The following is a 12,884-nucleotide window of genomic DNA, read 5'->3' on the forward strand; positions in this document are numbered from 1 at the left end:
AATGAAATTAAAAACTTTTGGGGTTTTTGGAAATCCCATTAAGCATTCCAAATCGCCCTTAATCCATAACGCTTGTTTTTTAACTTTTCAAAAAGAATTAGGGTTTTTAGGGCATTACCACCCCATATTACTCCCTTTAGAAAGCCACATCAAAAACGAGTTTTTAACTTTGGGATTGAGTGGGGCTAATGTAACCTTACCCTTTAAAGAAAAAGCGTTTCAGGTTTGCGACAAAATCAAAGGTATCGTGCTTGAATGCGGAGCAGTCAATACGCTTGTTTTAGAAAATGATGAGCTTGTGGGTTACAATACCGACGCTTTAGGGTTTTATCTTTCTTTAAAACACCAAAACTATCAAAACGCTTTGATTTTAGGCTCTGGGGGGAGCGCTAAGGCTTTAGCGTGCGAATTGAAAAAACAAGGCTTGAAAGTGAGCGTGTTAAACCGCTCTTCTAGGGGATTGGATTTTTTCCAACGCTTGGGCTGTGATTGTTTCATGGAGCCTCCTAAAAGCGCTTTTGATTTGATCATTAACGCCACTTCAGCGAGTTTGAATCACGAATTGCCTTTGAATAAAGAGGTTTTGAAGGGGTATTTTAAAGAGAGCAAACTCGCTTATGATTTAGCGTATGGGTTTTTAACGCCCTTTTTATCTCTGGCTAAAGAGTTAGAAACCCCTTTTCAAGACGGGAAAGACATGCTCATCTATCAAGCTGCTTTAAGTTTTGAAAGATTCAGCAATTCTCAAATCCCTTATTCAAAGGCGTTTGAAGTCATGCGAAGCGTTTTTTGATGCAAGGGTTTTTAAGAAGCCTGTTTTTTGGGGTTAAAAAGATCCCTAAGCGATTCGCTCCCCTAGTAGAAAAGGGCGTTTTAAAAGAAGCGCTTCAATCAAATAAGGATCGCTATTTTTTAAAAGAAGGCTTTGATATAGGCAAAATTGAGCGGGCAGAAAATAAGGCGTTTTTCATTTCTTTAGCGAAAAATTACCCTAAAGACCCTTTAATCAAAAACTTACCCTCATCTTTTAAAACAGACGCTTTGATTTTATGCCAAATAGAATATTCTAAAAAACGCCCCATAGCCTTTTTTAAAGCCGCTCTTTTAAATGCAGATCACACGATGATAGCTTACCTGGCTAAAGAAAAAAACCAGATTGTGGCTATCCCTTTTAAAGAGCCTTTTAAAAAACCTATTTCTTTAAAGCACAGCCAAAGATCCTTATTAGCATTGCCCAGGCATTGCGTGGTGAAGATCGATCTTAAAAAGCGTGAAATCAGCAAAATTTTAGGGGCTTTAGAAGACCCTTTAATAGATGAAAACCTTTCTTTAAGCCTTTTTGACAGGGTGAAGGATTTTTCAAAAGATTGTTTGAATTTAGCCCAACATTACGCGCAACTTAAAGCGAGCGATTTTAAAGACAGGATCGATTATTCTCACATCCCTTTCATCACCATTGACCCCAAAGACGCTAAAGATTTTGACGATGCGATTTTTTATGACCAAGAAAAAAGGGTTTTGTTTGTGGCGGTTGCTGATGTGAGCGAATTTGTGCCGAAACATTCCAGTTTGGATAAAGAAGCTAGGATTAGGGGCTTTAGCGTGTATTTCCCTAACAGCGTCTATCCCATGCTGCCTTTGAGTTTGTCTCAAGGGGCATGCTCATTAAAAGCGTTTGAAAAACGCCTGGCTTTAGTGTATGAAATCCCTTTAGATAATTTGAAAAACGCCCGATTATCTCAAGGCGTTATTGAAGTTAAGGCTAATTGCGTTTATGAAGAAATCAATCATTTTTTAAATACCCAACAAAGCTCGTTGGATAAAGATTTGCAACAAAGCCTTTTGGGGTTTTTAGAGGTGGCTTTAAAGTTAAAAAAGGAGCGTTTAAAAAAAGGGTTTAATTTCAATTCGTTTGAAAACAAGCTGTATTTGAATAAAGAAGGGCGTATAGAAAAAATTGAAACGCAAAAAGAAAGCGATGCGCACACCCTTATAGAAGAAGCCATGCTCTTAGCCAACCAATCTAGCGCGAGGTTATTGGATGAGCATTTTCACAATAAGGGGATATACCGCACCCATAAAGAGCCAAGTTTGGAGCAGCAAAAACGCCTTTACGCTAAGCTTTTTGATTATGAGATTGTGCGTCCTAAAAACATGGGCTTTTTTCCTTTTTTAGAGCATGCTTTAAAGATAGCCAAAGAAAAGAGTATAGAAAGAGAAGTTTCACGCTTGATTATTAAGTCTCAAAATTTAGCCCTTTATAGCCCCATGCAAGAAAGCCATTTTGGTTTGGGGTTTGCCAGCTATACGCATTTCACTTCGCCCATTAGACGATACAGCGATCTAGCCTTACACAGGCTTTTAAAAGAATTATTATTCCATCAAGCTAAAGGCTGCTCGTATTTGTTAGAAGAAACGCCTGAATTATGCGCTGAGTTGAACGCTTTACAAAAAAAGACCGCTTTGATTGAAAGGGATTTTGTCAAACGCAAATTCGCTCGCTTGGCTTTAGAATTTTTAGAAAAAGAATTTTTGGGCGTGGTTTTAGAGGTTAAAGATTGGGTAGTGGTGGGGTTAAAAGAATTTATAGGGCTTAAAGTTTTAGTCAAAACGAACAAGGTTTTTAAACCCTTAGAAAAGGTGCGCGTTACAATCACGCATGCGGATTTGATTTTAGGGCAAGTTAGAGGCGAAATCATAGACAAGGATTAAAGAGTATGTATCGTAAAGATTTGGACCATTATTTAAAACAGCGCCTCCCTAAAGCGGTGTTTTTGTATGGGGAGTTTGATTTTTTCATCCATTATTATATTCAAACGATTAGCACGCTTTTTAAGCTCAGTAACCCTGACACAGAAACTTCGCTTTTTTATGCGAGCGATTATGAAAAAAATCAGATTGCGACCCTTTTAGAGCAGGATTCTTTATTTGGAGGGAGCAGTTTAGTCATTTTAAAACTGGATTTTGCACTGCATAAGAAATTTAAGGAAAATGATATCAATCTTTTTTTAAAGGCTTTAGAGCGGCCTAGCCATAACAGGCTTATCATAGGGCTTTATAATGCTAAAAGCGACACCACCAAATACAAATACAGCAGCGATACTATCGTTAAATTTTTCCAAAAAAGCCCCTTGAAAGATGAAGCGATCTGCACGCGCTTTTTTACCCCTAAAACTTGGGAGAGTTTGAAATTCTTACAAGAAAGGGCTAATCTTTTACATTTAGACATCAGCAGCCATCTTTTAAACGCTCTTTTTGAAACCAATAACGAAGATTTAAGCATTTCGTTTAATGATTTAGACAAGTTGGCGGTTCTAAAGGCACCCATCGCTTTAGAAGACATTCAAGAATTAAGCTCCAATGCGGGGGATATGGATTTGCAAAAGCTCATTTTAGGGCTTTTTTTGAAAAAAAGCGTTCTTGATATTTATGATTATTTGTTAAAAGAGGGCAAAAAGGATGCGGATATTTTAAGGGGGTTAGAGCGCTATTTTTACCAGCTTTTTTTATTTTTCGCCCACATTAAAACAACCGGTTTAATGGACGCTAAAGAGGTTTTAGGCTATGTTCCTCCTAAAGAGATTGCTGAAAATTACGCTAAAAACGCCTTGCGTTTGAAAGAAGCCGGCTATAAGAGGGTTTTTGAAATTTTTAGGTTATGGCACATTCAAAGCATGCAAGGGCAAAAGGAATTGGGCTTTTTGTATTTGACCTCCATTCAAAAAATCATTAACCCTTAAAAAATGTTGAAAGGTGTTTTAGTTTTGGGTTTTAATGATTCAATAAAACTAAATTTAATCCAAAAACAAGCGAAAGCAAGGTATAATTGAAAGTTTTTTTAGACCTTGCTCTTTTTTAGTAAAAAAAAGGGCTATACAACCACAAGGAGAATGGATGAGGCATTATGAAACGATGTTTATTCTCAAACCTACTTTAGTAGAAGAAGAGATTAAATCCAAAATTGAGTTTTATAGAGAAGTGATCACTAAGCACCATGGCGTGATTGAAACGAGCCTGGATATGGGCATGCGTAATTTGGCTTATGAAATCAAAAAGCACAAAAGAGGCTATTATTATGTGGCGTATTTCAAAGCAGAGCCGTCAATGATTTTAGAGCTTGAACGATTGTATCGCATCAATGAAGATGTGTTGCGTTTCATTGTGATCAAATACGAAAGCAAGAAAGAAGTAGAAGCGTGGCATGCGTTAGTGGATAGGGCTAATAAAAAGCCATCGCACGCTAAAGAAAAACACGAAAAAACCGAACACACGCATTCTCACCATGTAGAGGAAGCAGAAAGCGTAGGATCTCATAGCGAATAAGGGCTTATCATGTTTAATAAAGTGATTATGGTAGGGCGTTTGACTAGGAATGTGGAGTTGAAATATTTGCCTAGCGGCTCGGCTGCGGCTACAATAGGTTTAGCCACAAGCAGGCGTTTTAAAAAGCAAGACGGCACGCTAGGCGAAGAAGTGTGCTTTATAGATGCGCGTTTGTTCGGGCGAACGGCTGAAATCGCTAACCAGTATTTGAGCAAGGGTTCAAGCGTTTTGATAGAAGGGCGTTTGACTTATGAGAGTTGGATGGATCAAACGGGTAAAAAAAATTCCCGCCACACTATCACAGCGGACTCGTTGCAATTTATGGATAAAAAGTCAGACAATCCCCAAGCAAACGCCATGCAAGATAGCATGATGCATGAGAATTTCAACAACGCTTATCCCGCTAATCATAACGCTCCTAGCCAAGATCCTTTTAACCAAGCCCAAAGCTATCCACAAAACGCTTACGCTAAAGAGAATTTACAAGCACAGCCGTCCAAGTATCAAAACAGCGTGCCTGAAATCAATATTGATGAAGAAGAAATCCCCTTTTAAGGGTTAAAATTAAGGAGACATTATGGAAAGAAAACGCTATTCAAAACGCTATTGCAAATACACTGAAGCTAAAATCAGCTTTATTGACTATAAAGATTTAGACATGCTCAAGCACACGCTATCAGAGCGCTATAAAATCATGCCAAGGAGATTGACAGGCAATAGCAAAAAGTGGCAAGAAAGGGTGGAAGTAGCGATCAAAAGAGCCCGCCACATGGCTTTAATCCCCTACATTGTGGACAGGAAAAAAGTCGTGGATAGCCCTTTTAAACAGCACTAAATTTTTAGGGCTAATAGGGGGCATGCCCTTTTTAATCTTATTTAATCTTATTTAATCTTATTTAATCTTATTTAATCTTATTTAATCTTATTTAATCTTGGCTTGGCTTTTATGGAGCGTTAGCGGTAAAAACGATTAAAATCCCCCTTAAAACCACCCAAGCAGAAATCCCAAATATCTCTAGTGTTTGGGTGCTTCATGACAAAATGAAAAAGCTTGATTTTAGCGGTGGTTTCTTGAGCGTTATTAGAAATCTAGTGGGAATGCTATTTTAAAATACCCCCTTGAAGAGTTTTACAACCAAGTCTAAAACGATCCCACCAAGCAATCAAACCCCCATTTTTACCGCTATCTTGATTAAACCTAATTTTAAAACCTTTCTAATCATTTAAAATAGCTCAAAAATACCCCAAAAACCCTTTTTTTTTTTTTTGAAACAACAAAACGCCAAATTAGCACAAAAATCTTATCAATCCATGCTATATTAACGAAATCTTGTGATAAGATCTTATTCTTTAAGAGACTTACCTAACCATTTTAATTTCAAGGAGAAAACATGAAAAAACACATCCTTTCATTAACTTTAGGTTCGCTTTTAGTTTCCACTTTGAGCGCTGAAGACGACGGCTTTTACACAAGCGTAGGCTATCAAATCGGTGAAGCCGCTCAAATGGTATCAAACACCAAAGGCATCCAACAGCTTTCAGATAATTATGAAAACTTGAGCAAGCTTTTAACCAGATACAGCACCCTAAACAACTTCATCCAATTGGCCTCTGACCCGAGCGCGATCAACGCGGCGCGTGAAAACCTGGGCGCGAGCGCGAAGAACTTGATCGGCGATACCAAAACTTCCCCGGCCTATCAAGCCGTGCTTTTAGCGATCAATGCAGCGGTAGGGTTTTGGAATGTCTTAGGCTATGCCACGCAATGCGGGGGTAATGGTAATCAAAAAAGCGCCTCTTCAACCACCATATTCAACAACGAGCCAGGGTATCGATCCACTTCCATCACTTGTAGTTATAACAATCTGGAAATTGGAAGAGAGGGCGTTATGAGTATTGATAACATGAAAAAGCTTAACGAAGCCTATCAAATCCTCCAAGCGGCTTTAAAGAAAGGCTTACCCGCGCTCAAAAACAACAACGGGACGCTTAGCGAAGTAAAATATACTTACACATGCTCAGGGGAAGGGAATAATAACTGCTCGAAAGAAGCCACAGGTGTAGATAACCAAGACGGCGGAACCAAGACTGAAACCCAAACCATAGACGGCAAAACCGTAACCACCACGATCAGTTCAAAAGTCGTTGATTCGGTAGCACCAGGTAATACATCAGGTGTCTCCTACACCGAAATCACCAACAAATTAGATGGTGTGCCTGATAGCGCTCAAGCGCTCTTAGCGCAAGCGAGCACGCTCATTAACACCATCAACGACGCATGCCCATGGTTTAGTGTAACTAATAAGAATGGTGGCCCACAGATGAACCCGACTTCAGGGGGTTTGTGCACTTTTAAAGATGAAATCAGCGCGATCCAAAAGATGATCACAGACGCGCAAGAGCTTGTCAATCAAACGAGCGTCATTAATAGCCATGAACAAACCACTCAAGTGGGAGGCAATGGAGGCAAGCCATTCAACCCTTTCACGGACGCAAGCTTTGCGCAAGGCATGCTCGCTAACGCTAGCGCACAAGTCAAAATGCTTAATTTATCCCATCAAGTGGGGCAAGCCATTAACCCTGACAATCTTACCGGGAATTTTAAAAAATTTGTTACAGGCTTTTTAGCCACATGCAACAACCCATCAACAGCTGGTACTGGTGGCACACAAGGTTCAGCTCCTGGCACAGTTACCACTCAAACTTTCGCTTCTGGTTGCGCGTATGTGGAACAAACCATAACGAATTTAACCAACAGCATCGCGCACTTTGGCACTCAAGAGCAGCAAATACAGCAAGCCGAAAACATCGCTGACACTCTAGTGCATTTCAAATCTAGATACAGCGAATTAGGCAACACTTATAACAGCATCACCACCGCACTCTCTAATATCCCTAACGCGCAAAGCTTGCAAAATGTGGTGAGCAAAAAGAACAACCCCTATAGCCCGCAAGGCATAGAAACCAATTATTACTTGAATCAAAACTCTTATAACCAAATCCAAACCATCAACCAAGAGCTAGGGCGTAACCCCTTTAGGAAATTGGGCATCGTCAGCTCTCAAACCAACAATGGTGCCATGAATGGGATCGGTATCCAGGTGGGCTATAAGCAATTCTTTGGCCAAAAAAGAAGGTGGGGCGCAAGATACTACGGCTTTTTTGATTACAACCATGCGTTTATTAAATCCAGCTTTTTCAACTCGGCTTCTGATGTGTGGACTTATGGTTTTGGAGCGGACGCTCTCTATAACTTCATCAACGATAAAGCCACTAACTTTTTAGGCAAAAACAACAAGCTTTCTGTGGGGCTTTTTGGAGGCATTGCGTTAGCGGGCACTTCATGGCTTAATTCTGAATACGTGAATTTAGCCACCGTGAATAACGTCTATAACGCTAAAATGAATGTGGCGAATTTCCAATTCTTATTCAACATGGGAGTGAGGATGAATTTAGCTAGGCCTAAGAAAAAAGGTAGCGATCATGCGGCTCAGCATGGGATTGAGTTAGGGCTTAAAATCCCCACCATCAACACGAACTATTATTCCTTTATGGGGGCTGAACTCAAATACCGCAGGCTTTATAGCGTGTATTTGAATTATGTGTTCGCTTACTAGAAGCTAAAACCCCTTTATGGAACTCTCTCTTTTAAGGGGTTTCTTTTGAAGCCTTTCTTTTTTTTTTGGAGGGGTTTAATTTTTTTGAAGCCTTTGTTTTTGGAGGGGTTTATTTTTTTTTGAAGCCTTTTTTTTAAATTCTCTTTTTTTAAACTCTTTCTTTTTTGAACTCTCTTTTTGTTTTGAACCCTTTCTTTTTTTAACCCTCTTTTTTTGGGGGGGTTTTTTTTGAACTCTTTTTGTTTTTTAAACTCCCTTTTTAGGGGAGAACCCTTTGTTTTAAACTCTTTGTTTTTGAAACCTTTTTTTGAACTCCTTTTTTTGAACTCTCTTTTTTAAACCCTTTCTTTTTTAAAATTCTCTTTTTTGGGGATTTTGATGAAAAATCCTTTTTAGCGTTTTTAGTCAGTGGAAAGCTTGACGCTAAGTTAAGCGATAATCTCTTAAAAAAGCGCTTTTTTAGGTGGGTTTAGTGGGGTTAAAAGGGAGAGAATAATCTCAAAGCGCTTTCTATATTCTCAAGAAAATAAAATAAAACTTTAAGAAAATGAGTTTTATAATAAAATGAGAGCTAGAACGATAAAACAAAGTTTCAAAACCCATTTTTTAAAAATATTAAAGATAATAAAGATCATGGTGGGAATAAAGCTGAAAGTAACCTAACGCTTTAACCTAAAATCAAAGCGTTAAATCCAACCAAGCAACAAAGCAAAGACACCCTTTTAAAAAGCGTTTTAGCGTGTTTTCACAAAAATGACTAAACCTTAAACATGATCGGATTTTTGCTTTTCTCTATATTCTATAATCATGCTGTGGATTTCATCTTTTAATTTTAATTTTTGTTTTTTCATGTGGCTGACTTCAGCGTCGCTAGCGTTTTGTTGCTCAGCGGTCTTGATGTCATCATCAAGCTGGTTGTGTTTCTCAAAAATCTTATCAAAATGCGGATTATTCGCTTTTAACACGCTGATTTCGTCTCTAAATTCATGGAACATGGTTTTCTCCTTTATTTTGGATGTTTAAAGTATAATAAACTATCTTTTTAAAAAAACAACTTAAAAGAGCTATAAAATAGCTTTAAAGCGCGCGATAAAACGACAAAAAGGAATACCCATGGACATTCGCAACGAATTTTTACAATTTTTTCAAAATAAAGGGCATGAGATTTATCCCAGCATGCCTTTAGTGCCTAATGACGCCACCTTGCTTTTTACCAATGCCGGCATGGTGCAATTTAAAGATATTTTTACCGGTATAGTGCCACGCCCTAGCATCCCTAGAGCGACAAGCTCGCAATTGTGCATGCGCGCAGGCGGCAAGCATAACGATTTAGAAAATGTCGGCTATACCGCAAGGCACCACACGCTTTTTGAAATGCTAGGGAATTTTTCTTTTGGGGATTATTTCAAAGAAGAAGCGATCTTGTTTGCGTGGGAATTTGTAACCAAAAATTTAGGGTTTAAGCCTAAAGATTTATACATCAGCGTGCATGAAAAAGACGATGAAGCCGTTAAACTATGGGAAAAGTTTGTGCCTGTTGATAGGATTAAAAAAATGGGCGATAAAGATAATTTCTGGCAAATGGGCGATAGCGGGCCTTGCGGGCCTTGCAGTGAAATCTACATTGATCAAGGTGAAAAACACTTTAAGGGGAGCGAGGATTATTTTGGGGGCGAGGGCGATAGGTTTTTAGAAATTTGGAATTTGGTGTTCATGCAATACGAACGCTCTAATGATGGCGTTTTATCCCCCTTGCCAAAGCCTAGCATTGATACAGGCATGGGGTTAGAAAGGGTGCAAGCGCTATTAGAACACAAGCTCAATAATTTTGATTCTTCATTATTTGTGCCCTTAATGGAAGAAATCAGCGAGCTTACAAGCCTGGATTATGCGAGCGAGTTTCAGCCAAGCTTTAGGGTAGTGGCCGATCACGCAAGAGCGGTAGCGTTTTTGCTCGCTCAAGGGGTGCATTTCAATAAAGAAGGCCGTGGCTATGTTTTAAGGCGCATTTTAAGGCGAGCCTTAAGGCATGGGTATTTAATGGGCTTAAAAGAAGCGTTTTTATACAAAGTCGTGGGCGTGGTGTGCGAGCAATTTGCTAACACGCATGCGTATTTGAAAGAGTCTAAAGAAATAGTGATGAAAGAATGCTTTGAAGAAGAAGAGCGCTTTTTAGAGACTTTGGAATCTGGCATGGAATTGTTTAACTTGTCTTTAAAGCATTTGAATGAAAATAAAATCTTTGATGGCAAGATCGCTTTCAAGCTTTATGACACTTTTGGTTTCCCTTTGGATTTAACAAACGACATGCTAAGAAGTCATGGGGCGTGCGTGGATATGCAAGGCTTTGAAAATTGCATGCAAGAGCAAGTGAAGCGCTCTAAAGCCTCATGGAAAGGCAAACAAAATAACGCCGATTTTAGCACTATTTTAAACGCTTATGCACCCAATACATTTGTAGGGTATGAAACGACAGAATGTCTTGCTAAAGCTTTAGGGTTTTTTGATAGCGATTTTAAAGAAATAACAGAAGCAAATCCTAACCAAGAAGTCTGGGTGTTGCTAGAAAAAACCCCTTTTTACGCAGAAGGTGGGGGGGCTATAGGCGATAGGGGCACGCTTTTAAAAGATAATGAAGAAGCGGCTTTGGTGCTAGATACAAAAAACTTTTTTGGGCTTAATTTTTCACTCCTTGAAATCAAAAAAGCGCTAAAAAAAGGCGATCAAGTGATCGCGCAAGTGAGCGATGAGCGTTTAGAAATCGCCAAACACCATAGCGCGACGCATTTATTGCAGAGCGCTTTAAGAGAAGTTTTAGGCTCGCATGTGAGTCAAGCGGGGAGTTTAGTGGAATCCAAACGATTGCGCTTTGATTTCTCGCATGCTAAAGCACTCAATGATGAAGAGCTAGAAAAAGTAGAAGATCTAGTCAACGCTCAAATTTTCAAGCACCTAAAAAGCCAGGTGGAGCATATGCCTTTAAATCAGGCTAAAAGTAGGGGGGCGTTAGCGTTATTTAGCGAAAAATACGCTGAAAATGTGCGCGTGGTGAGCTTTAAAGAAGCGTCCATTGAATTGTGTGGGGGCATTCATGTGGAAAATACCGGGCTTATTGGGGGGTTTAGAATCCTTAAAGAAAGCGGGGTGAGTAGTGGGGTCAGACGCATTGAAGCGGTGTGCGGGAAGGCTTTTTACCAACTGGCTAAAGAAGAAAATAAAGAGCTTAAAAACGCTAAGATTTTATTAAAAAATAACGATGTCATAGCCGGTATCAACAAGCTTAAAGAGAGCGTGAAAAACAGCCAAAAAGCTCCTGTTCCTATGGATTTACCGGTTGAAAAAATCCATGGCGTGAGTTTGGTGGTGGGCGTAGTGGAAAATGGCGACATTAAAGAAATGATTGACCGATTGAAAAATAAGCATGAAAAATTGCTCGCTATGGTGTTTAAAAAAGAAAATGAGCGCATAACTCTCGCATGCGGGGTGAAAAACGCCCCCATAAAAGCGAACGCATGGGCTAATGAAGTGGCGCAAATTTTAGGGGGCAAAGGGGGCGGGAGAGACGATTTTGCGAGCGCTGGGGGTAAGGATATTGAAAATTTGCAAGCCGCGCTCAATCTAGCGAAAAATACCGCTCTTAAAGCTTTAGAGGGATAGCATGGAGTTGGTTTTAGGCTCTCAATCCAGCGCTAGGGCGAATCTTTTAAAAGAGCATAAGATTAAATTCACACAAAAAGCGTTGGACTTTGATGAAGAAAGCCTAAAAACCACAGACCCTAGAGAGTTTGTCTATTTGGCGTGCAAGGGGAAATTAGAAAAAGCTAAAAAATTACTCACAAACCATTGCGCTATCGTGGTTGCTGATAGCGTGGTGAGCGTGGGTTGTCACATGCAACGAAAAGCTCAAAACAAGCGAGAAGCCCTTGAATTTTTAAAACGCCAAAATGGTCATGAAATAGAGGTTTTAACCTGCTCGGCATTGATTTCTCCTAAATTAGAATGGTTGGATCTATCGGTTTTTAGAGCGCGTTTAAAGGCGTTTGATCCTAGCGAGATAGAAAAATATTTAGAGAGCGGATTGTGGCAAGGAAGCGCGGGCTGTGTGCGTTTAGAGGATTTTCATAAGCCTTATATTAAAAGCTCAAGCGAGAATTTGAGCGTGGGTTTGGGGCTGAATGTGGAAGGCTTGTTAGGGGCGCTACAATTAGGGGCTAAACTTTAAATATTATAAACGCTATCATTTTATTTTAAAACACTCAATAATACTACTTTTTAGCCAACCCCCCTTGACAAACAAAAAAAAAAAAACGATACACTCCAGCATTTGATGTTTAAAGGGTTTGTCGCATGGCGCATTTTATTTTTTCTGTTGCGGTGGTGCTTTTATGGTTGGTTGCGTGGGGCATATATCTCTTTTCTGGGAAGAGCTTAAAAAGAGAGATGGAAGAGATAGAAAATTCTGATCCCAATCAAAACAATCCTTTCATTACTGCTGCTATGGGTATTGGAGGAGCGGCTATCAGTATTTTTTTCCCAGATACCAAACCAATCGTTGATGGCGTCAAGCCGTTGGCTGAGAAAGGTTTGCAAGAGGCATTCAGAAAAGACAAGCTCACAGAGGGGCAAAAATTTTTAATCTCTGGCTTAAGATTCTTGTCGTTATTTTTCATTGTTGTTGCAGCAGTGATAGGCTTGTGTCTTATTTGGAGTTTCAATGGGTGGTCTTTTTGGAAAGTAATGGGTTATTTTCTTCTTTATGTGTTTTTTGCTCCGCTTCAATATTTCCAAATATAGTCATTGGTGGTATATTAGATGACCGATAATTGGTTCATGATGAAAAGCAATGTTTTTAGGCTTATCCCTAAAAGATAAGCGTTAAAAACACTCTATCTAACTGATAAACCCCCTTGACAAACAAAAAAAACGATATACTCTAGCATTTGA

At 39.4% G+C, this 12,884-nt stretch carries 9 protein-coding genes and 2 pseudogenes; 10 read left to right on the forward strand and 1 reads right to left on the reverse strand.

Going from position 1 to position 12,884, the window contains the following annotated elements; translation table 11 throughout:
* The first annotated feature begins 1 nt into the window (after window position 1).
* The 7 genes and pseudogenes from J5F42_RS05400 (at window position 2) to babA (ending at window position 7,940) form a co-directional block, all read left to right on the forward strand.
* Window positions 2-793, forward strand: a complete 792-nt coding sequence (locus J5F42_RS05400) for a shikimate dehydrogenase (protein ID WP_097699726.1) — start codon at window positions 2-4, stop codon at window positions 791-793.
* A pseudogene (locus tag J5F42_RS05405) lies at window positions 793-2,728 on the forward strand (RNB domain-containing ribonuclease). The gene J5F42_RS05400 and the pseudogene J5F42_RS05405 overlap by 1 nt, the downstream one beginning before the upstream one ends.
* Complete coding sequence (gene holA, locus J5F42_RS05410) at window positions 2,718-3,740, forward strand: DNA polymerase III subunit delta (RefSeq protein ID WP_283491198.1); 1,023 nt, start codon at window positions 2,718-2,720, stop codon at window positions 3,738-3,740. The pseudogene J5F42_RS05405 and the gene holA overlap by 11 nt, the downstream one beginning before the upstream one ends.
* Window positions 3,741-3,894: 154 nt before the next feature.
* Window positions 3,895-4,323: a 30S ribosomal protein S6 gene (gene rpsF / locus J5F42_RS05415; protein ID WP_001216749.1), complete on the forward strand. Its 429-nt coding sequence runs from the start codon at window positions 3,895-3,897 to the stop codon at window positions 4,321-4,323.
* Between the two features lie 9 nt (window positions 4,324-4,332).
* A complete protein-coding gene (locus J5F42_RS05420; protein WP_077808642.1) occupies window positions 4,333-4,878 on the forward strand; it encodes a single-stranded DNA-binding protein in 546 nt (181 codons plus the stop codon).
* Window positions 4,879-4,900: 22 nt separating this feature from the next.
* A complete protein-coding gene (rpsR, locus tag J5F42_RS05425) occupies window positions 4,901-5,158 on the forward strand; it encodes a 30S ribosomal protein S18 (protein WP_000440196.1) in 258 nt (85 codons plus the stop codon).
* Between the two features lie 556 nt (window positions 5,159-5,714).
* Window positions 5,715-7,940: a Hop family adhesin BabA gene (babA, locus tag J5F42_RS05430; protein WP_283491199.1), complete on the forward strand. Its 2,226-nt coding sequence runs from the start codon at window positions 5,715-5,717 to the stop codon at window positions 7,938-7,940.
* A gap of 764 nt (window positions 7,941-8,704) precedes the next feature.
* Here the strand turns inward: babA and J5F42_RS05435 are convergent.
* Window positions 8,705-8,935 carry an HP1242/YdcH family protein gene (locus J5F42_RS05435; RefSeq protein ID WP_000468328.1) on the reverse strand — a complete coding sequence of 77 codons (231 nt, stop codon included), beginning with the start codon at window positions 8,933-8,935 and terminating at the stop codon, window positions 8,705-8,707.
* A 118-nt stretch (window positions 8,936-9,053) separates the two neighbouring features.
* Between J5F42_RS05435 and alaS the strand changes: the two genes are divergently transcribed.
* The 3 genes and pseudogenes from alaS (at window position 9,054) to J5F42_RS05450 (ending at window position 12,763) form a co-directional block, all read left to right on the forward strand.
* Window positions 9,054-11,597 carry an alanine--tRNA ligase gene (gene alaS, locus J5F42_RS05440; protein ID WP_283491200.1) on the forward strand — a complete coding sequence of 848 codons (2,544 nt, stop codon included), beginning with the start codon at window positions 9,054-9,056 and terminating at the stop codon, window positions 11,595-11,597.
* A 1-nt stretch (window position 11,598) separates the two neighbouring features.
* Window positions 11,599-12,162, forward strand: coding sequence for a septum formation inhibitor Maf (gene maf, locus J5F42_RS05445; RefSeq protein WP_283491201.1), 564 nt, complete (start codon window positions 11,599-11,601; stop codon window positions 12,160-12,162).
* Between the two features lie 125 nt (window positions 12,163-12,287).
* Window positions 12,288-12,763: pseudogene (locus J5F42_RS05450) on the forward strand (hypothetical protein).
* The last annotated feature ends 121 nt before the right edge of the window (window positions 12,764-12,884 follow it).

It is taken from the genome of Helicobacter pylori (genome assembly GCF_030062585.1).
GTDB lineage: Bacteria > Campylobacterota > Campylobacteria > Campylobacterales > Helicobacteraceae > Helicobacter > Helicobacter pylori_CN.